The sequence below is a fragment of the Stenotrophomonas sp. 116085_Sma genome, assembly GCF_056479585.1.
On record NZ_CM151057.1, the window covers coordinates 2,717,981 to 2,738,557 of the forward strand.

17 protein-coding genes are annotated in these 20,577 nt (G+C 66.8%); 7 read left to right on the forward strand and 10 right to left on the reverse strand.

What is annotated here, in order from left to right; genetic code table 11:
* Nucleotides 1-46 precede the first annotated feature (46 nt).
* On the reverse strand, nucleotides 47-2,959 hold the full coding sequence (locus ACZK0Z_RS12745; protein WP_197632629.1) for a VIT domain-containing protein: 2,913 nt from the start codon (nucleotides 2,957-2,959) through the stop codon (nucleotides 47-49).
* 133 nt (nucleotides 2,960-3,092) lie between these two features.
* Between ACZK0Z_RS12745 and ACZK0Z_RS12750 the strand changes: the two genes are divergently transcribed.
* The gene (locus ACZK0Z_RS12750; protein ID WP_126559851.1) at nucleotides 3,093-4,151 is read left to right on the forward strand and encodes a DUF1176 domain-containing protein; all 1,059 of its coding nucleotides are present in this window, start codon (nucleotides 3,093-3,095) and stop codon (nucleotides 4,149-4,151) included.
* Between the two features lie 475 nt (nucleotides 4,152-4,626).
* Nucleotides 4,627-5,709 (forward strand): DUF1176 domain-containing protein, encoded by a 1,083-nt coding sequence (locus tag ACZK0Z_RS12755; RefSeq protein ID WP_231298794.1) that lies wholly within the window; start codon nucleotides 4,627-4,629, stop codon nucleotides 5,707-5,709.
* A 96-nt stretch (nucleotides 5,710-5,805) separates the two neighbouring features.
* Here ACZK0Z_RS12755 and recJ read toward each other — a convergent pair whose 3' ends face one another.
* The 6 genes from recJ to ACZK0Z_RS12785 form a co-directional block, all read right to left on the reverse strand.
* Nucleotides 5,806-7,563: a single-stranded-DNA-specific exonuclease RecJ gene (gene recJ, locus ACZK0Z_RS12760; protein ID WP_197632628.1), complete on the reverse strand. Its 1,758-nt coding sequence runs from the start codon at nucleotides 7,561-7,563 to the stop codon at nucleotides 5,806-5,808.
* A 163-nt stretch (nucleotides 7,564-7,726) separates the two neighbouring features.
* A complete protein-coding gene (locus ACZK0Z_RS12765) occupies nucleotides 7,727-8,644 on the reverse strand; it encodes a phosphoglycerate mutase (RefSeq protein WP_197632627.1) in 918 nt (305 codons plus the stop codon).
* 4 nt (nucleotides 8,645-8,648) lie between these two features.
* Nucleotides 8,649-9,113, reverse strand: a complete 465-nt coding sequence (greA, locus tag ACZK0Z_RS12770) for a transcription elongation factor GreA (RefSeq protein WP_026347191.1) — start codon at nucleotides 9,111-9,113, stop codon at nucleotides 8,649-8,651.
* Nucleotides 9,114-9,121: 8 nt separating this feature from the next.
* Nucleotides 9,122-12,364: a carbamoyl-phosphate synthase large subunit gene (carB, locus tag ACZK0Z_RS12775; protein ID WP_197632626.1), complete on the reverse strand. Its 3,243-nt coding sequence runs from the start codon at nucleotides 12,362-12,364 to the stop codon at nucleotides 9,122-9,124.
* Between the two features lie 149 nt (nucleotides 12,365-12,513).
* A complete protein-coding gene (gene carA / locus ACZK0Z_RS12780; protein ID WP_049429087.1) occupies nucleotides 12,514-13,641 on the reverse strand; it encodes a glutamine-hydrolyzing carbamoyl-phosphate synthase small subunit in 1,128 nt (375 codons plus the stop codon).
* Between the two features lie 332 nt (nucleotides 13,642-13,973).
* On the reverse strand, nucleotides 13,974-14,645 hold the full coding sequence (locus ACZK0Z_RS12785; RefSeq protein ID WP_404830272.1) for a 4-hydroxy-tetrahydrodipicolinate reductase: 672 nt from the start codon (nucleotides 14,643-14,645) through the stop codon (nucleotides 13,974-13,976).
* 138 nt (nucleotides 14,646-14,783) lie between these two features.
* On the opposite strand from ACZK0Z_RS12785, the gene ACZK0Z_RS12790 reads away from it, so the two are divergent.
* The 4 genes from ACZK0Z_RS12790 (at nucleotide 14,784) to ACZK0Z_RS12805 (ending at nucleotide 17,201) form a co-directional block, all read left to right on the forward strand.
* Nucleotides 14,784-15,545 (forward strand): 3-oxoacyl-ACP reductase, encoded by a 762-nt coding sequence (locus ACZK0Z_RS12790; RefSeq protein ID WP_197620418.1) that lies wholly within the window; start codon nucleotides 14,784-14,786, stop codon nucleotides 15,543-15,545.
* Between the two features lie 4 nt (nucleotides 15,546-15,549).
* The gene (locus ACZK0Z_RS12795; RefSeq protein ID WP_049429090.1) at nucleotides 15,550-15,945 is read left to right on the forward strand and encodes a MerR family transcriptional regulator; all 396 of its coding nucleotides are present in this window, start codon (nucleotides 15,550-15,552) and stop codon (nucleotides 15,943-15,945) included.
* Between the two features lie 55 nt (nucleotides 15,946-16,000).
* Nucleotides 16,001-16,582, forward strand: coding sequence for an NAD(P)H-dependent oxidoreductase (locus ACZK0Z_RS12800; RefSeq protein WP_197632624.1), 582 nt, complete (start codon nucleotides 16,001-16,003; stop codon nucleotides 16,580-16,582).
* 157 nt (nucleotides 16,583-16,739) lie between these two features.
* Complete coding sequence (locus tag ACZK0Z_RS12805) at nucleotides 16,740-17,201, forward strand: DUF4304 domain-containing protein (protein ID WP_049429092.1); 462 nt, start codon at nucleotides 16,740-16,742, stop codon at nucleotides 17,199-17,201.
* 95 nt (nucleotides 17,202-17,296) lie between these two features.
* Here ACZK0Z_RS12805 and ACZK0Z_RS12810 read toward each other — a convergent pair whose 3' ends face one another.
* From ACZK0Z_RS12810 to ACZK0Z_RS12820, 3 genes are read right to left on the reverse strand one after another with little or no spacing between them, the layout of a single operon-like run.
* On the reverse strand, nucleotides 17,297-17,551 hold the full coding sequence (locus ACZK0Z_RS12810; protein ID WP_049429093.1) for a DUF6587 family protein: 255 nt from the start codon (nucleotides 17,549-17,551) through the stop codon (nucleotides 17,297-17,299).
* Entirely contained in the window at nucleotides 17,551-19,416 is a 1,866-nt protein-coding gene (gene feoB / locus ACZK0Z_RS12815) for a ferrous iron transporter B (protein WP_100443538.1), read from the reverse strand. Before feoB ends, ACZK0Z_RS12810 begins: the two co-directional genes overlap by 1 nt.
* Nucleotides 19,413-19,667 carry a FeoA family protein gene (locus ACZK0Z_RS12820; protein ID WP_005409473.1) on the reverse strand — a complete coding sequence of 85 codons (255 nt, stop codon included), beginning with the start codon at nucleotides 19,665-19,667 and terminating at the stop codon, nucleotides 19,413-19,415. Before ACZK0Z_RS12820 ends, feoB begins: the two co-directional genes overlap by 4 nt.
* Before the next feature lie 119 nt (nucleotides 19,668-19,786).
* Between ACZK0Z_RS12820 and ACZK0Z_RS12825 the strand changes: the two genes are divergently transcribed.
* Nucleotides 19,787-20,575, forward strand: a complete 789-nt coding sequence (locus ACZK0Z_RS12825; RefSeq protein ID WP_197632623.1) for an enoyl-CoA hydratase-related protein — start codon at nucleotides 19,787-19,789, stop codon at nucleotides 20,573-20,575.
* The last annotated feature ends 2 nt before the right edge of the window (nucleotides 20,576-20,577 follow it).

The window sequence follows — 20,577 nt, forward strand, 5'->3', positions numbered from 1 at the left end:
TCGGCTCTACAGGATCAGGGCTCGGACAGCCACGCATGGCGTGGCACTACTTCACCTCGAACTCGCCCACCAGCACGGTTTCGGCGCGATCCTTCAACCGCATCGTGACCATCTGGTCCTTCTGCTTCGGCGTGCCCCAGTGGGTGGTCAGGCGCAGCATCAGTGTCGTCGCCCCGGTCACCAGCTGCTGGCGGCTGCCGAAGTAATTCGCTTCCACCTTGTACTTGCCGGGCTTGGCGTTGCGCAGCGAGAACTGCTCGGGGCCATAGCCGCCGGTGAAATCCTGCGACATCTGCCCGCCCTGGTAGGTCAGGCGGTTGCCGTAGTACGCGCGCTCGCCGTTCGGGTCGGTCACCCACAGGTCCATGTCGCTGTTGTCGGCATCCCACGACAGCACCACGCGCAGGTCCAGCGGCATCGCCTGCAGCAGGCGCGGGTCGATGCTGGTGGTGTCCAGCCGGGGCGTGCTGCGGGCCACCAGGTTGGTCAATTCATCCAGTGCGATCAGGGCGATGCCGTTGAAGCGGTTGTCCCACGGCCGCACCACCACCTGGTACAGCGGCGCCAGCGCCTGCTGCGGCTTGCCGGCCGCTGCCAATGCCAGGCCGAGGTCGCGGAAGCTCTGCGGCTCTTCCTGGCCCATCGCCAGCACCTGCTCGAACACCGGCACCGCCAGTGCGGGGGCATCAGCCTGCATCAGTCGATAACCGAGCACGCGCAGCAGGTGCCGGTTGTCCAGATCCATCTCGGCCAGGTTCGACAGCACACGCAGCGCGAGGTCGCGCTGACCCTGCTCCAGCAGCAGATCAGCCACGTCGAGGAAGAATGCGCTGCTGTCGGTGTGGGCATCGCGCTCGGCCAGGTAGCGGTCATACAGTTGCGACGGAGGGCCCTGGCGCAGGCGCCTGGCGATGGCCGAGTCCGGCTGCCAGGCCGCCAGCTGGATGCCGAGCTCGCCCTCGTTGGCCGCAACGGGCGCAGCGACACGGCCACCCGTGACCGTGATTGAATCCAGGGCCTTGTTCGATGCAGGCGCTGAGCGACGTGCACGCGCGCTACTGGCTTCCATGCGCTGCTCGGCGGCGGCCATCGGTGCCGGGGCGGGCGGTGCCGCAGGGGCCGGCGCGGCGAGCATCGCCACCGGCGCCGACTCCATCGCGTAGTCCGCGGAGGCGACTTCGAGTGCCCCGCCCTTCGCCTGCGGCGGCATTCCCTTTGGCCAGCTGCGGTTCCACCACTGCTGGCGCTCCTTCCAGCGTGCCGCCACTTCATCCAGGCGCTGGCGATCAGCAGCGGCGCGATCACTTACCTGCACTGCAAACCTGGCGTCGTACTCGGCGCGCAGCGTGCCCGAAGGGCGGATCGCATAACGCAGGTAGTCCTCCAACGTCTCCAGCACGATCAGCGAGGTATCCGGTCCGACCAGGCCAAACTGCTGCGACAGGCGCTGCATCGCCTCGCGGTTGCCATGACGGTTGGCGGCCAGCTGCTGCAGGCGCGCCTGCGCCCACAAGCCCGCCAGCAGTTCACCTTCATTGCTCTTCTGCGTGGCAGGCAACGCCTGCCATTCGCCGCCACCCACGCGCACCCGCATCGGCACACCATCGGCCGCCAGTCGTGCATGCAGCCACAGCCAGCCTTGGGCTTCACTGCGTCGATCGATCACCACGTCCTGCACGCCGCGCCCTGCATCGACCTGCACATCCAGCGGCGACGACAGCAACTCACGGGCGGCCAATTCGACATCCTTCCCCAGCGCGACGAAACGGCCACCATGCGCTTCGCTCCAACCACGCAGTCGCACGGCATCGGTGCGCGCGCCGGCGCTGCTGATCGCAAACAGGCGTTGATCCGCCGCCATCGCCGGCAGCTGTTCCGGCCCATAGGTCAGCAGGCCATCGCTGACCAGCAGATATTCCTTCACGCTTGGCTGTGGCTGCCACTGCGCCAGCGCGCTGGCACCGTCCGGGCGTACGGCCTGCAGTGCCGCACGCAGCTCACTCCAGTTACCGGCGCGGATGCGGAAGCGCCTTACCGGCTCGGCGCGATCGCGCAGCACGGTCAAGGCCACGGTGCCGTCGCCCATCGCGGCGAAGTAGCGATCCAGCAGTGCGAACTCGCGCGTGCGATCGCGTTGCCCCGCCGAGCCGGAGCCATCCCACAGCAGGCCGATCTCGCTGGGCAGCGTGCGGGGCGTGCTACTGGCCGCCACCGGCAGCTGCGCCAGCAGGTAATGGCCATCCTGCCAAGGCGCCACCTGCACCTGTGCCTCGCGAGCTGCCGGCAGGCTCCACTGCAGCTGCTTCGGCAGCTGCGCGCCCTTGCCCCGCCACTGCAGCTGGCCCGCGCTGATGCGGAATGGCGCCGTACCTGCGCTCGCCGCGCCGGGGGCCTGCAGCTTCAGTTCAACCGAGGCGGCACCGGCGGCGAACTGCAGCGGCAGCGTCCACTGCCAGCCTTGGCCGGTGAAGCCCAACGGCTCACGAATCACCAGCTGCACGCGCCGACTGCCACCGGCCGGCAGCGGGTAGATGCGCAGGCGGAACTGGTTGCCAGCGGTCTGTTCCAGCAGGCCCGGATCGACGCCCCGACGGGCGATCTCCTCGAACACCTGGCGGCCGCGGTCCTTCGGCACCGGCACCGCGTCACGCATCTCGCCGTTGATATCCAGCGCAAAGCCGCTGATCTGCTGACCGTCGGCCAGCGGGAACTGCAGCTCGCCCTCCAGCACACGCCGGTTCGGGTTGTGGAATTCCAGGGAGATCCGGGTCTGGGCGACGCCGGCCTGGACTTCGCCCTCGATGCGGGCGTGTCGCAGTTGGACCGCCTGCTCGGCAGCCGGGGCGATCAGCAACGGGGTAGAGCCACTCGGCACGGGCGGACGCCGCGCCGACTGCGCCGACGCGGGCATGGCCATCAGGCCAAGCAGGAACAAGGTGCAGCAACGGGCGAAGACCATGACAGGACTCCAGTGGGATCGTGATTGTCTGAACGCACAAGGTGGATGAATGGGGTTGACCCGGTTCGATGCTGGTCCTCGACCCTGCCGACGCCCAGCCTATATGACCTCTCCTTCCAACCCGAGAATGCGCATGCGCGTCCTTTTTCCGTCTGTCTTGTCTGTCTTGCTCGCCCTGTCCTCTCCGTTAGTTGCTGCCGCCACCACGATGCCCGAGGGAGCCTACTTCCAGCATCACGATTGGGTCGTGGCCTGTGACAACACCCGTACCTGCCGTGCCGCCGGGTACGCCAGTGGCGAAAACAGCACCTTGAGCGTGTTGCTGACCCGCGATGGTGGCCCCCAGCAACCGGTTCGTGGCGAAATGTCGCTGCGGCCGATCGACGGCCAGCAGTCGCCCAAGGGTGCCCTGCACCTGCGTATCAAGCAGCGTGATCTGGGCATGCTGACGCCGGCCAAGGAGGAAGGCATGTACACGCTGAACCCGGCACAGACCACCGCTCTATTGTCGGCGCTGGTGCGCGATGGCGGCATCACGGTGATCGATGCTGGCGGCCATGCATGGCCGCTGTCGGACAAGGGCGCTGCAGCGGCGCTGCTGAAAGCCGATGACTTCCAGGGCCGCGTGGGCACGGTGGGCGCGCTGATGCGCAAGGGCCCGGCGGCCGAGAGCAGCGTGCCGGCGGCGCTGCCAAAGCCGGTGATACACAAGGCGTCGATGCAGTTCCCTCTGCCCGATAACCGGGCGTTCGCCAAGCTCGCAACCTCGCCTGCATTGCGTGCAGCACTGCGCGCGACCTTGAAGGAACCGAGCTGCGAAGGACTGCTCGATGCTGATCGGGACACCCCCCTCAAGAACCCGCCACTGGGAATCCAGCGCCTCGATGGGAGGCACCTGCTCGTCAGCGTGCGGTGCTGGGACGCGGCCTATAACACCGGCGATGGTTACTGGGTCATCCGTGAGCAAGCGCCTTATCGGGCAGCTTGGGTGACCAGTGACGCCACCTCCTACGGGAATGGCGAGATCATCGCTTCCCAATCTGATCGCTCCGAGCCCAGCTGCAGGTCCGAACAATCATGGACCTGGGATGGCACCCGCTTCGTTGCGACCTCAGCTACGGAAAGCGTCTTCTGCCGACATGCGCTGGACGGAACCTGGCAGTTGCCCATGCAGGTCACCGATGTGCAGTGAACGCTGAGAGCCTCGCGGCCACGAACGAGAATCATTGCGGGACTTCAGTGTGACTGCGTTGCTTGGGGGGGGTGATGCCGTTCGGCGCTGGGGATGACCTCTCGGCACAACAAGAGCGGCATTCCAACACAACGCAAGGTTGCCTACGACGACGGCCAGGTCATGCCCTCGCAGAAGGGCCGCAGCTTGGGGGGACTGCATCACGCTGGCCATCCTCCAGCGGACACTGCAGTTCGCGCTCCAGAACACGGTCTTTGGACTTCCGGAATTCAGGGACGATGCGCGCCTGGGAAGCGCCGACCTACACCGCGCTTGCGGTGCGAGATTGTCGCAACTGGACCGTTTACTCAGCGGCCGGAGAAATCAGCAGCGGGATAAAGCCCATCGGCGTAGGTAGACAACGCGCCGGCTGCGCCGACGCTGGCATCACCATCGAGCCGTGCACAGCTTTTCATTGCCTTTACCTGCAGTCACGATGCCTGCTGTCCCAAACCACCCAAAACTGCCGATGCGATTTGCTCGACGCGTATCCCTGCTGGTCTTGGCCTGGCCGCTGGCATCCGAAGCCATGCCCTCACCCAAACACCTGGAGTTTCACCATCTCGACTGGTTCGTGGCCTGTGACAACACGCGAACCTGCCGCGCAGTCGGCTACCCAGCCGACGAGGAAGGCACTCTGAGCGTACAGCTCACTCGCAAAGGCGGCCCTGGCCAGGCCATTCAGGGTCGACTTTCACTTCAGCCGGCAGAAAATCAGGCCCAACCCAAAGGCGCGCTACGTCTGCATATCCAGCAGCAGGATGTCGGGGTTCTTGCGCCCACCAAGGGCAAAGGCACGCACATCCTGAATGCCACGCAGACCAGCGCACTGTTGTCCGCACTGGTACGCGACGGCGGAATCAGTGTGACCGATGCTGCCGGCCACCGTTGGCCGCTGTCGGACAAGGGTGCCGCAGCGGTGCTGCTGAAAATCGATGAGCACCAGGGCCGCCTCGGCACTCCCGGGGCGGTGATGCGCAAGGGCAGCCTGCCTGAAACCCGCGTTCCCGCGGCACCGCCGATGCCGGTGGTGCGCAAGCCCACTACTCCGAACTCAAACCTGCACGACCCTGCATTGGCACGACTGGCCATCTCGCCGGCTCTGCGCTCAGCCCTGCTCACCACGCCCAACGCCGACGGCTGCGAAGGCCTGATGGACGCTGATGCCGATTCCCCACTAAGCAATTCCCCGCTGAAGGTCCACCGCTTGGACGCACAACATGTGCTTGTCAGTGTTCCCTGCTGGCGTGCCGCCTACAACTTCGGCGACGGCTACTGGATCGCCCGCACACGGGCACCCTTTCGGCCGCAACTGGTAACCGACGAAGCGACCGGCTACGACAACGGCCAGATCACAGCTTCAAAGCTGGGGCGCAGCCTCGGCGATTGCATATGGTCGGCAACCTGGACGTGGAACGGAACCGCCTTTGTCGCTACATCGGAAATGGCAGTCGGCCTATGCCGCGGCGTACCCGGCGACACTTGGGAACTGCCTAGACTGGTCAGCGAGATCCGCTGACCCGACAGGAAAAGGGGAACGGAGGGAACAAAATCGAACGTTGATGCATCCCGCCCGGCCATGCCCGGCGAGCGCGAAGCGCGGTGCCTCCGCCGCTCAGGCGGGCAGGCAGTGCTCGACGATCAGCTGGATCGCTGCGCCACCGCGGTAGTCATCACAGGCCAGGCGGTAGGCCAGGTGCACGTGACGGCTCGGCGCATTGCCGTGCCAGCCGCCGAAGTGGATGGCGTTGACCGTGCCCGGCAGGCCCGGCAGGCGCAGTTCCAGCTTCAGGTGGCGCTCCTTCAGCACGCGCCAGTTGGCCACCTCGAAATGACCATCGAACATCGGTTCCGGGAACCCCTGGCCCCAGGGACCGGCCAGACGCAGGGCGTCGGCATGGCGGTGGTCGAGTTCGTGCACGGCCAGTTCGCCATCGCTGAGCACGTGCTGCTGCAGCGCGGCCGGGTCAAGCACTTCCTGCACGATGGCAACGAAGGCGGCCTCGAACGCGGGCAGATGCTCCAGGCGCATGCTCAGGCCGGCGGCCATCGCGTGGCCACCGAAGCGCTCGACCAGGCCGGGATGACGCGCATCGACCAGCGCCAGTGCATCACGGATATGCAGGCCCGGGATGGAACGGGCCGAGCCGCGCAGGGTATCCGCACCCGGTTCGGCCGGCGCGAAGGCAATTACCGGGCGATGCAGGCGATCCTTCATCTTCGACGCAACCAGGCCAACCACGCCCGGGTGCCAATCGGCATCGAACAGGCAGGCCGCCACCGGGCGCTGACCGGCCATGTCCAGCACCACGCGGGTCAATGCCTGCTCGGCGTCGTCGGTCATCGACTGCTGCACCGCGCGCCGTTCCGAATTGATCTGCTCCAGCGTCTGCGCGATCTCGCGCGCCTGGCGTGGGTCTTCGGTCAGCAGCAGCGCGATGCCCAGCGCCATGTCTTCCAGCCGGCCCGCCGCGTTCAGGCGCGGGCCGAGCGCGAAGCCGATGTCAGTGGCGGTCAGTCGCGCGGCGTCACGGCCGCTGGCTTCGATCAGGGCGCGCAGGCCGACACAGCCCTGCACTGCGCGCAGACGACGCAGGCCCGCGCTCACCAATGCACGGTTGTTCGGGTCCAGCGCTACCAGATCGGCGACGGTGCCGACCGCCACCAGGTCCAGCAGCGTGGTCAGGTCCGGTCCCTTGCCATCGGCAAAGACACCGGCTTCGCGCATCTGTCGGCGCAGCGCCATCAGCACGTAGAAGATCACGCCGACACCGGCCAGCGATTTACTGGGGAAGGCGTCGCCGTCCAGATTCGGATCGACAATGACGTCGGCCGGCGGCAGCTGCGGGCCCGGCAGATGGTGGTCGGTGACCAGTACCTGCCAGCCACGTGCCTTGGCCGCAGTCACGCCGGCATGGCAGGCAATACCGTGGTCGACCGTGACCAGCAGGTCCGGCTTCAACTCGGCCAGTTCTTCCACCAGCGACGGCGACAGACCATAGCCGTGCACCATGCGGTTCGGCACCGCGTGGAAGACATGCTGCGCGCCGAGCATGCGCAGGCCACGCACGCCGACCGCACAGGCGGTGGCGCCATCGCAGTCGAAATCGCCGACCACCAGGATGCGCTTGTCATTGGCGATGGCCTCGACCAGCAGGCCCACCGCATCGTCGATGCCGGTCAGCAGTTCGGGGGCGTGCAGATTGCCCAGCTTCGGCTGCGCCAGCTCCGGTGTGCCCGCGCCCCGGCTGGCATAGAGACGCGCCAGCAGGGGCAGCGTGCCGTCCGGCCAGCTTCCGGGCACGACCGCATCGCGGCGGCGGATCGTCGGCGTATCAGGGGATGACTGCACAGCATCGGCGGCAAGGGACATCGGCATCGCCGGGTGACGGAGGACCCGTCGATGATACCGCCACGGCGGCCGCCCGGTAGAGTCGACTGTTAGTCGACTAACGCGCAACGCGCGGGATTTTATGCATCCGAGCGAAGTGCAGTCGACTAACAGTCGACTCTACCTACCGGATCCTGCCGGATGCTCAGTCGTGCAGCTGGCGCGGCTTCTTCCAGAACTGCCAGCGCTGTCCGCGGTCCAGCTGGAACTGCAGGCCATCCTCGAAATCCAGCACCAGCCGCTGCAGTTCGCCACGCTTCAGCGCGGCCAGCAACGGCCGGATCGCATCGTTGCCGAGCTGCTGCAGCGAACGCAGCTGGCGCAGATCGACCAGTGCATCCACGGCCTGCTCGCCATCGACCGCCACACCCGCGGCCAGAGCCAGGCCCTGCAGCAGGGCATCGCGGCTGCGCACCTGCGCGTGTGGCGTACTCACCGACACCGGCATCACGCCACCGCCCCAGAACCACAGCGAGTTGATCGGCTGCTGGCCCTGCGCGGCACGTTGCTGGTTCCAGGAATGGTTGTGCAGCAGCACCTGCGCTTCGGTCATCAGCGCGCGCCAGCGGCGACCGCCCTCGCCTTCGGGCAGGTGCGAGAACAGGTCATCGCCGAGCACCTCGTCCGGGCTGTCGAAGTCAGGCAACGCCATGTCGATCGGAAGCCGCAGGTACCAGCGCGAAGGGTCCGGCGCGTCGAGCACGAATCCGGAATCGGCAAACAGCGGCTGCAGCACCGGCAACAGTGCCAGGCAGTCGGCCAATGTCGGCCGCAGCGTCTCGCCGTAGGCCATCATCCGCGCGCCGTGCATGTCCGGCACCATGCAGGCCGGGTCGGCACGCAGCCAGCTGGCGCCGGCTGCATCGCCGACGTCGCGCTGGCGGGTCATCGCGGCTACCGGCCAATGCGGCGCGGCAACCGTGAAATGGCGCGTCAGTTGTGCACGTTCGCCCGGTGCGACCTGCACCGTCGTGGCACGGCCGAGCGCACGCGCCACATCGTCCGGCAGCGCAGCCGCGGCAAAGCGGCTGCGTGCAGGCAACAGCAGGGTCGCCGTCGCCACGCGGTCAGTCCACGTAGCTGACGCTGACGATCTCGTACTCGCGCTGGCCGGCCGGGGCGTCGATCACGATCGAATCGCCTTCCAGCTTGCCGATCATCGCGCGCGCCACAGGCGAGGAAATCGCGATCAGGCCCAGCTTGATGTCCGCTTCCAGGTCACCGACGATCTGGTACTTCTTCTCTTCGTCGGTTTCCACGTCAGCCAGCGTCACGCTGGCGCCGAACACCACCTTGGAGCCGGCGTTGAGCTTGCTCACGTCGATGATCTCGGCGTGCGACAGCTCGCCTTCCAGCTGCTTGATGCGCCCTTCGATGAAGCCCTGCTCCTCGCGCGCGGCGTGGTACTCGGCATTCTCCTTCAGGTCGCCGTGCTCACGCGCTTCGGCGATGGCCGCAATGACTTTCGGGCGCTTGACCGACTTCAGGTGATCCAGCTCATCGCGCAGCTTCTGCGCGCCCTTCATGGTGATCGGTGCTCTCATGCATTCAACTCCTTGTGCAGCTCCTGCAGCGACCAGACGGGGCCGGTACCGCGGAATTCCAGTGAATCCACCAGCGCCTTGGCGCCGGCAATGGTGGTCGAGTAGGTGACGCGGTGCTGCAGCGCCTCGCGACGGATCGAGAACGAGTCGTTGATCGCCGAACGACCTTCGGTCGTGTTGACGATGTAGACGATCTCGCCGTTCTTGATCGAGTCGACGATGTGCGGACGGCCTTCGACCACCTTGTTGATGATCTCGCAGTCCATGCCGTGCTGCTGCAGCCACGCGGCGGTGCCACGGGTGGCGACCAGGCTGTAGCCGCGCGCCAGCAGGGCCTTGGCCACCGGCAGCACGCGCTTCTTGTCCGGATCGCGCACCGAGACGAAGGCCTTGCCGACCGGCGGCGCCTTGATGCCACCGGCTTCCTGCGCACGCGCAAAAGCGGCGTTGAAGGTGCGGCCGACGCCCATCACCTCACCGGTGGAGCGCATCTCCGGCCCGAGGATCGGGTCGACGCCCTGGAACTTGGCGAACGGGAAGATCGCTTCCTTCACCGAGTAGTAGTCCGGCACGATTTCCTTGGTCGCGCCCTGCTCGGCCAGGCTCTTGCCAGCCATGCAGCGGGCGGCGATCTTCGCCAGCGGCATGCCGGTGGCCTTGGACACGAACGGCACGGTGCGCGAGGCACGCGGGTTCACTTCCAGCAGGTAGATGGTGTCGGCACCTTCGTCGCTGGTCTGGATTGCGAACTGGGTGTTCATCAGGCCGACCACGTTCAGGGCCTTGGCCAGCTCCACCACCTGGCGGCGCAGCTCGGCCTGGGTTTCAGCGGACAGCGAGTACGGCGGCAGCGAGCACGAGGAATCGCCCGAGTGCACGCCGGCTTCTTCGATGTGCTCCATCACGCCGCCGATCAGGACGTTGCCATCCTTGTCGGCGATGATGTCGACGTCGCACTCGACCGCGTTGTCGAGGAAGCGGTCCAACAGCACCGGCGAATCGTTGGACACCTTCACCGCGTCGCGCACGTAGCGGGCCAGATCGGCTTCGCCGTAGACGATTTCCATCGCACGGCCGCCCAGCACGTAGCTCGGGCGCACCACCAGCGGGTAGCCGATCTCGCGGGCCAGCAGCAAGGCTTCCTGGTCGTTGCGGGCGATGCGGTTCGGCGGCTGCTTCAGGCCCAGCTTGTCCACCAGCTGCTGGAAGCGCTCGCGGTCTTCGGCCAGGTCGATCGAGTCCGGGCTGGTGCCGATCACCGGCACGCCGTTGGCTTCCAGCGCGCGCGCAAGCTTCAGCGGGGTCTGGCCGCCGTACTGCACGATCACGCCCTTCGGCTGTTCCAGCTCGACGATTTCCAGCACGTCTTCCAGGGTCAGCGGCTCGAAGTACAGGCGGTCGGAAGTGTCGTAGTCGGTCGACACGGTTTCCGGGTTGCAGTTGACCATGATGGTTTCATAACCATCCTCGCGCAGCGCCAGTGCCGCGTGCACGCAGCAGTAATCGAACTCGATGCCCTGGCCGATGCGGTTCGGGCCACCGCCCAGGATCATGATCTTGTCGCGGTTGCTCGGCGCAGCCTCGCACTCGTCCTCGTAGGTCGAGTACAGGTAGGCGGTACCGGTGGAGAATTCACCGGCACAGGAGTCGACGCGCTTGTAGACCGGGCGCACCTTGTGCGCACGACGCAGCGCGCGGATGGCGGCTTCGTTGGTACCGGTCAGCTGCGCCAGGCGCGCGTCGGAGAAACCGGCGCGCTTCAGCTTGCGCAGGCGCGCGGCGTCCAGCGCGTCGATGCCATCGGCGGCGACGGCGGTTTCCGCGGCGATGATTTCCTCGATCTGGTCCAGGAACCAGTGATCGATGAACGACAGTGCGTAGATTTCTTCAACGCTCATGCCGGCGCGGAACGCATCAGCGACGAAGAACAGGCGCTCCGGACCCGGTGCCTTCAGTTCGCGGCGCAGGGTCTGCAGGTCTTCTTCATTGCCCAGGTCCAGGCCGGTCGGATCGAAGCCGACCTTGCCGGTTTCCAGGCCGCGCAGCGCCTTCTGCACCGACTCCTGGAAGGTACGGCCCATCGCCATCACCTCGCCCACCGACTTCATCTGGGTGGTCAGGCGGGCATCGGCGGCCGGGAACTTCTCGAATGCGAAGCGCGGGATCTTGGTGACGACGTAGTCGATGGACGGCTCGAACGACGCCGGGGTCAGGCCGCCGGTGATCTCGTTCTTCAGTTCGTCCAGGGTGTAGCCCACGGCCAGCTTCGCGGCGACCTTGGCAATCGGGAAGCCGGTGGCCTTCGAGGCCAGCGCCGAGGAACGCGACACACGCGGATTCATCTCGATGACGACCACGCGGCCGGTCTTCGGGTTGATACCAAACTGCACGTTCGAGCCACCGGTATCGACGCCGATCTTGCGCAGCACGGCGATGGAGGCATCGCGCAGGCGCTGGTATTCCTTGTCGGTCAGGGTCTGCGCCGGCGCCACGGTGATCGAGTCACCGGTGTGCACGCCCATCGGGTCCAGGTTTTCGATCGAGCAGACGATGATGCAGTTGTCCGCCGTATCGCGGACCACTTCCATCTCGAACTCCTTCCAGCCCAGCACCGACTCTTCCACCAGCACTTCGGTGGTCGGCGACAGTTCCAGGCCGCGGCTGACGATCTCGACCAGCTCTTCGCGGTTGTAGGCGATGCCGCCACCGCTGCCGCCCAGGGTGAAGCTGGGGCGGATGATGGTCGGGTAGCCGACGCGGGTCTGGATCTCCAGCGCTTCGTCCAGGGTGTGGGCGACGGCGGCGGTCGGGCATTCCAGGCCGATCTCACCCATGGCCACGCGGAACAGCTCGCGATCTTCGGCCATGCGGATCGCTTCGCGCTTGGCGCCGATCAGTTCGACGTTGTACTTCTCCAGCACGCCGTTGTCGGCAAGGTCCAGCGCGCAGTTCAGCGCGGTCTGGCCACCCATGGTCGGCAGCAGCGCGTCGGGCTTTTCCTTGGCGATGATCTTCTCGACCGTCTGCCAGTTGATCGGCTCGATGTAGACGGCGTCGGCCATCTCCGGGTCGGTCATGATCGTGGCCGGGTTGCTGTTGACCAGCACCACGCGGTAACCCTCGTCACGCAGGGCCTTGCAGGCCTGGGCGCCGGAGTAGTCAAACTCGCAGGCCTGGCCGATGACGATCGGGCCAGCACCGATGATGAGGATGGTCTTGAGGTCAGTGCGCTTGGGCATTTTCTTCTCTAAGTCAGTACAGCGTGACAAGGGGGAGTGATCGCACGCTGTCGATCAGGAATCTTGATCCGCAGCGCCGCGCCGGGGGCAGCAGCGATGCGGGGTTTACGGTCCATCGCGACGCCACCGGGAGGCCGGCGGCGTACTGATCACGCCTTGGCCTGCTCCATCAGCACCACGAAGCGGTCGAACAACGGACCGACGTCGGTCGGGCCCGGCGACGCTTCCGGGTGGCCCTGGAACGAGAACGCCGGCACGTCGGTGCGGGCGACACCCTGGTTGGTGCCATCGAACAGCGAACGGTGGGTCACGCGCAGGGTCGGCGGCAGGGTCGCTTCATCGATCGCGAAGCCGTGGTTCTGCGAGGTGATCATCACCCGGCCGCTGTCCAGGTCCTGCACCGGGTGGTTGGCACCGTGGTGGCCATGGCCCATCTTCATGGTCTTCGCGCCCGAGGCCAGGCCGAGCAGCTGATGGCCCAGGCAGATGCCGAAGGTCGGGATCTTCACGTCGATGAAGGCCTTGATCGCGTCGATGGCGTAGTTGCACGGTTCCGGGTCACCCGGGCCGTTGGACAGGAACACACCATCCGGCTTCAGTGCCAGCACCTCGGCGGCCGGGGTCTGCGCCGGCACCACGGTCACTTCGCAGCCGCGCTCGGCCAGCATGCGCAGGATATTGGTCTTCACGCCGAAATCGTAGGCCACGACCTTGAACTTCGCCGGCACGCTGACGAAGGCATTGGCATCCAGGTCCAGCTGGCCCTCGGTCCAGGTGTAGGTCTTCTCGGTAGTGACAACCTTGGCCAGATCCATGCCCTTCAGCCCCGGGAACTTGCGGGCGGCTTCCAGTGCCTTTTCCACGTCGATGTCACCGGCCATCAACGCACCGTTCTGTGCGCCCTTCTCGCGCAGGATGCGGGTCAGCTTGCGGGTGTCGATGCCGGCGATGGCGACCACGCCACGCTGGATCAGCCAATCCTGCAGCGACACCTGGCTGCGCCAGTTGCTGGGGCGGCGCGGAACATCGCGCACGATCAGGCCGGCCGACCACACCTTGGACGCTTCATTGTCCTGGTCGGTCATGCCGGTATTTCCGATATGCGGATAGGTCAGCGTGACCATCTGCCGGGCGTAGGACGGGTCGGTCAACACTTCCTGATAGCCGGTCATGGCGGTGTTGAACACCACCTCACCGACGGACAGGCCGGGCGCGCCTACGGATTCGCCCTCGAATACGGTGCCGTCTTCGAGGACGAGGATTGCGGCTTGGGTCACGGGAATCTCACTTTGGCTACCGAGGGGGCTGCCGAAGTCACGCCTGCGCTTCACGGAAATCCGGTTGCAAAAAAGCGCGGACGTACGGTCTGGGACCGGTCCGGCTTTCGTGATTCGGCGAGTGCGAATTGTAGCGCTGACGGGGCGCTCGCGCCAGCGGTTATCGCGCTTCATGAACAGGCGATTGCGTATTCATTTCAATCCGGCGGCGTATGCGGGCCGGACGCGGGGTCGGATCCTTTCCCGAACGGGAAAGGCTCTGACCCCAGGCGCCCTAGGATGTCAGAGCCGTTTCCGCTGGAAAGGGCTCCGACCCCAGGAATCAGCCCGCCTTACGCCAGCAGATCCCGCACGCGGTAGCTGCCCGGCGCGCGACCGTGCAGCCGGCGGGCGGCGAACAGCGCGCCACGGGCAAAGATGTCGCGGTTGGTGGCCCGATGCACCAGTTCGATGCGCTCACCCAGGCCGGTAAACTGGACCAGATGCTCACCGACGATGTCACCGGCACGCAGGCTGGCGTAGTGCGGCTCCGCCCCGCCCCGTTGCGCGGCGGCACCCAGGGTCAGCGCGGTGCCCGAAGGCGCATCCTTCTTCTGGGTATGGTGCGATTCGACAATGTCGCAGTCCCAGCCGGCCAGCGCCTGCGCCGCGCGCTCGACCAGCTCGTCCAGTACCGCCACGCCCAGGCTGAAATTCGAGGCCCAGACCAGCGGGATCTTCGCCGCCGCCGCCTCCAGCGCCTGGCGCTGCGTGCTGGAGATCCCGGTCGTGCCCGAGACCAGGCCCGCGCCTCGCTCCACGCACAGCGCCAGCATCGGGTTGAAACCCTCCGGCAGGCTGAAGTCGATCGCCACGTCGAATGCCGGCGCACCGGGCAGCTCACTGGCAGCGAAGAACGGTACGCCATCGACCACGCGCTGGGCCGGCGCACGGCCGGTCACCGCGGCCACGATCTGCAGCGTTTCGGGATGTTCGACGGCCAACCGCAGCAGGGCCTGGCCCATGCGCCCGGAGGCGCCGTGAATGAGCAATCGCAGGGGAGTCTGGTTCATGCCTGCAGGCTAGCGGCAGCACGCCCGCTCCGGCAAGCGCCATCGCTGCTACGCTGCATGCCCTTTCATGCAATGGATGGCAGCTCCCTCATGCAGATCAGCGAACAGCTGGTGCTGGTCACCGGTGCCGGGCGCGGGCTTGGCCAGCACATCGCCCGCGCCTTCGCCGCACAGGGCGCGCGCGTCATCGTCAATTACCACCGAAGCGAAGGCGCCGCACGTGCCCTGGCTGCCGGGCTCGGTGGACAGGCGATCGCACTGCCGGCCGACGTCACCGACCGCGCCCAGGTCGATGCGATGCTGCAGCAGGCACTGGCCCACTTCGGGCAAGGCGTAACCACCGTGGTCAACAACGCGCTGGCGGCGTTCTCGTTCAATGGCGATGCCCGCGACAATGCCGCAGACATCGGCTGGCCGGCCTTCCAGGCCCAGTTCGAGGGCAGCGTGCGCGGCGCACTGAACACCGTGCAGGCTGCCCTGCCCGGCATGCAGGCCCGGCGTTTCGGCCGCGTCATCAACGTCGGCACCAACCTGTTCCAGAACCCGGTGGTGCCCTACCACGACTACACCGCAGCCAAGGCCGCACTGCTGTCACTGACCCGCACCCTGGCCGGTGACCTCGGCCCGCACGGGATCACCGTGAACATGCTGTCCGGCGGACTGCTGCGCACCACCGATGCCAGTGCCGCCACACCCGAAGCGGTGTTCGACTACATCGCCGCCAACACGCCACTGCGCAGCGTCACCACCCCGGCCGAGTTCGCCGATGCCGCGCTGTTCTTCGCCAGCCCGTGGTCGCGCGCGGTGACCGGCCAGAACCTGGTGGTGGACGGCGGACTGGTGCGGGACTGAGCCGATGCGCATTTCCGAGGTCAGCCGCCTGACCGGTGCCAGCGCCAAAGCCATCCGCCTGTACGAGGCACGCGGGCTGCTGCCGCCGGTGCCACGCGTGAACCGCTATCGCGACTACAGCGAACAGGACGTAGCCTGGGTGCAGCTGATCCGCCAGGCGTTGGCGCTGGGCATCACGCTGGCTGCGATTTCCCGCCTGCAGGGCCGTGACGGGCAGCTCGACTGGCCCGCGGTACTGGCCTTGCTGGAGCAGCAGCGTAGCCACATCGCCAGTGAACGGGCACGACTGGAACAGGTCGAACTCGCCCTGCGACAGGTCAGCGACGAACTCCGGCAATGGCTGCATGCCGGCCGCGGTGACTGCGTGCTGGACCCCAACGGCTGCACCACCCCGGCTTGACTCTGCCCCAGGGGCAGACTGCACCCTCGCGCACTTTCCACTGCCCGAGGTTGCCGTGTCCCGTTCCATCCTGATCCTGCTGGGCCATCCCGACCGCGACAGCCTGTGCGGCGCTCTCGCCCAGCGCTACGCCACCGCCGCCGAGAACGCAGGCCACCAGGTACGCCTGATCGCACTGGGCGAGCTCGAATTCGACCCGGTGTTGCGGCACGGCTATCGCCAGATCCAGCCGCTTGAACCCGATCTGCAGGACGCCGCCGATGCGATCGAGGCCTGCGATCATCTGGTACTGGTCTACCCCACCTGGTGGGGCGCGATGCCGGCCCTGCTGAAGGGCTTCTTCGATCGCGTGCTGCTGCCGGGGTACGCCTTCCGCTACAGGCGTGATTCGGTGTGGTGGGATCGCCTGCTGGCCGGGCGCAGTGCACGGGTGATCACCACGCTGGACACGCCCCCCTGGTACTACCGCTGGATCTACCGCGACCCGGGCATCGTCCAGATCCGCGCCACCATCCTGGAGTTCTGCGGCATCCGCCCGGTGCGCGTCAGCCGCCTCGGTGCGGTTCGCGGCAGCACCCCGGCGCAGCGAGAGCGCTGGCTGACGGTGGCAGCAGATCTGGGAGCGCGGGCTCGATAGATTCAGGCCATGGGCAAGGCGTGCGAACCAAGGTTCGCACCCACCTGGAAGGATCGCACCCACCCGGGGCGCTCGCTGCGCGTGTCGCATTTGCCAATTGATCTGGAATCATTGCGCCTCAAGGCTGTGGGCCCTTCTTCCGGCTCGGACAGAACGCATGAAATCCGCGACAGTCTTCAGCAGATGTGCAAGGAAAACAGGCTTTGCCGGAACAACGACCACCCGCTACCGGTTGCTGGACGGCGCTTCGCTTGTCGTAAATCACCAGGCCGCCAGTCACGGCAGGGGCTTCTATGTGAATGCCGGGCTCTACTTCGCGGAGCTGCTTGAGCACACGCTTGAACCGTGCGACCTCGAGAAGGCCTTCAGATACCGCACCAGCATTCCCACGCCCCATGTGGACTGGCGGATCGAAGAGACGCCAGGGCTGCGCCGGGCCTTCACCCAGCAGGATCTCCATGACCTGCTCGAGGCCGGCGACCGCAGCGCGATGAAGCGCCTGCTGCTGGATGCCTTTCGCGATGTCCTGCGCTTCGTCGCAGCCCACGGAAACCGCGCCTCGGTACGGCGGATGCAGCAGGAAGGACGCTTTCGCGCGATCATCCGCAAGGAGGTCTGAACCCGGCCGACGTTCGGTAGATCCACGCCATGCGTGGATGAACCCCGCAAGCGTGCGAACCAGGGTTCGCACCCTCCAGGGCAGGAAAAGCAGCGTCAGTGCTGCTTCGGCGGCGTCGGCCCGCAGCTGTCGCAGCCACCACAGGCGCCACCGCCGCCCGTAGCTGGTGGCGCGATCTTCCGCCCCAGCGCCTGCATCCAGCCGGGACGGCCCGGCTTCAGCAGGGCCAATGCCAGCACACCGCGCAGCTTGCGCACAGTGCCCGGGAACTGCTTCTTCAACACCACCCAGGCACTGACCAGCACGGCCACCGCGATGATCAGGTACTGGATCAGCAGGCCGGTATCCATCAGCCGCCTCCCAGCGCCTTGGTCACCTGGTAGGTGATCAGCGCGGCCACATAGGCCGCTGCGAACAGGTAGAACGCGGCGAAGCCCATCTGCTTCCACGAGTTGGTCTCGCGCTTGATGGTGGCCAGCGTCGAGATGCACATCGGTGCGTAGATGTACCAGACCAGCAGCGACAGTGCGGTGGCCAGCGACCAGCCGTCGCTGATCAGCGGGGTCAGCGCCTGGCTGGCGGCATCGTCATCGGCCGCGGACAGCGCGTAGACCGTGGCCAGCGACGATACTGCCACTTCGCGTGCGGCCAGGCCCGGGATCAGTGCGATGCAGATCTGCCAGTTGAAGCCCAGCGGCGCGAAGAACACCGCCATCGCATGGCCGATCTGGCCGGCGTAGCTGTAATCGATCGCGGGCATGGTGGCGCCGACCGGCGCGGCCGGGAACGACAGCAGCACCCACAGCAGGATGGTCAGCGCCAGGATGATGCCGCCGACGCGCTTGAGGAAGATCATGCCGCGCTCGTACAGGCCCACGGCCAGGTCGCGCACGTGCGGCAGGCGGTACGACGGCAGCTCCAGCATCAGCGGGTGCTCGCTCTTGTCGCGACGCCACTTCTTCATGATCCACGACATCGCCAGCGCACTGAGGATGCCCGCCGCGTACAGGCCGAACAGCACCAGGCCCTGCTGGTTGAACACGCCCCATACCGTCTTCTGCGGAATGAACGCACCGATCAGCAGCGCGTACACCGGCAGGCGTGCGGAACAGGTCATCAGCGGCGCCACCAGGATCGTGGCCAGGCGGTCACGTGGGTCCTGGATGCTGCGCGTGGACATGATGCCCGGCACTGCGCAGGCAAAGCTGGACAGCAGCGGGATGAACGAGCGGCCGGACAGCCCGGCGGCGGCCATCATGCGGTCGAGCAGGAACGCCGCGCGCGGCAGGTAGCCGGATTCCTCCAGCACCAGGATGAAGAAGAACAGGATCAGGATCTGCGGCAGAAACACCACCACGCCGCCGACGCCGGCGATGATGCCGTCGGTGAGCAGGCTGGCCAGCGGCCCTTCCGGCAGCACGCTGCCGACGAACTGGCCAAGCCAGGCGAAGGCGGCTTCGATGCCATCCATCAGCGGCGTCGCCCAGGCGTACACCGCCTGGAATATCAGGAACATCACCACCGACAGGCTGACCAGGCCGAACACCGGGTGCAGCAGCCAGCGGTCCAGCGCGTCATCGATCTTCGCGGTACGTGCGGGCATGCGCACGGCCACCGCAAGGATCTGGCGCACCTTGGCGTGGTAGTCGATGCCGCCTTCCGGGCCCGGCACCGGTGCATCCAGGTGCGGCACCATCGCGTCCAGGCGCTCGACCAGGGCCTTGGCACCCTGCTTGCGCACCGCCACGGTCTCCACCACCGGCACGCCCAGCTCGCGCTCCAGCGCGGCCACATCCACCTGGATGCCACGGCGCTGGGCGGCATCGACCATGTTCAGGGCCACCACCATCGGCTTGCCCAGTTCGCGCAGTTCCAGCGCGAAACGCAGGTGCAGGCGCAGGTTGGTGGCGTCAATCACGCACAGCAGCACGTCCGGCGCGGCCTCACCCGGGTAGAAGCCCCGGCACAGGTCGCGGGTGATCGCCTCGTCCAGGCTCGCCGGCTGCAGGCTGTAGGCGCCCGGCAGATCGAGCACGGCGAACTCGCGGCCGGACGGCGCACGCAGGCGGCCTTCCTTGCGCTCGACGGTGACGCCGGTGTAATTGGCGACCTTCTGCCGGCTCCCGGTCAGCTGGTTGAACAGTGCGGTCTTGCCGCTGTTCGGATTACCGACCAGCGCAACGCGCAGGGGGGCGGTAGTGGCAGTGGCGGTCATGCACGTCGTTCCTGGCTGGCGGCGTCAACAACGACGCGCTTGGCTTCACTGATCCGCAGCGCGAACCGGGTGAACCCGACCTGCACCAGCAGCGGCTCGCCCCCCACCGGACCCTTGGCCACCAGGCGTACTTCCTCGCCCTTCACGAAACCCAGCTCGCGCAGGCGACGGGCGATGGCATCGTTGGCATGCAGGTCCTGCACGGACTCGACCACGGCCGAGGTGTGCAGCGGCAGTTCGGACAGCGTCATCTAGCGTGTTCTCTGCTGGATGTAAATGGTTCTCGATTCTAACATTCCCGCGTCGCGTCATGGCCCATGACCAATGGCCCGCTATGATCCATACAGGTATGGAGTGACCCTGGAATCCCATGAACGATGCTTTGCAGATCGAGCGCAGCGGCGCCACCCTCACGCTCTGGCTGAACCGGCCGGAGCTGCACAACGCCTTTGACGCCGGGCTGATCGCCCGCCTGACCGCTGCACTTGAGGCCGCCGGCCGCGATGATTCGGTGCGCGCGGTGGTGCTGGCCGGCCACGGCGCCTCCTTCTCGGCCGGTGCCGACATGCAGTGGATGCGCGGCATGGCCTCCGCCAGCGAGGCCGACAACCGCGAGGACTCACTGGCCCTGGCGCGCCTGATGCGCACCCTGGACGAGCTTCCCAAGCCGACGCTGGCCCGGGTCCACGGCGCGGCCTTCGGCGGCGGCGTCGGCCTGGTCGCCTGCTGCGACATCGCCATCGCCAGCACCTCGGCCCGCTTCGGCCTGACCGAAAGCCGCCTTGGCCTATTGCCGGCGGTGATCTCGCCCTATGTGATCGAGGCCATCGGCCCGCGCCAGGCCCGCCGCTGGTTCGCCACCGGCGAGCACTTCGACGCCGATACCGCACTGCGCATCGGCCTGGTCCACCAGCTGGTCGAGCCCGAACGCCTGGACGAGGCCGTGCAACGCCAGCTGGCCCTGCTCGACAAGGCCGGCCCGATCGCCTCGTCCACCGCCAAGCAGCTGGTGCGCCAGGTCCGCGACAGCCATGACCGCGACACCCTGGATCGCGATAATGCCGCCCTGATCGCGCGCCTGCGGGTGTCCGCCGAGGGCCAGGAAGGCCTGGGCGCCTTCCTCGACAAGCGCGCGCCCCACTGGGTCACGGAAGCCTGAAT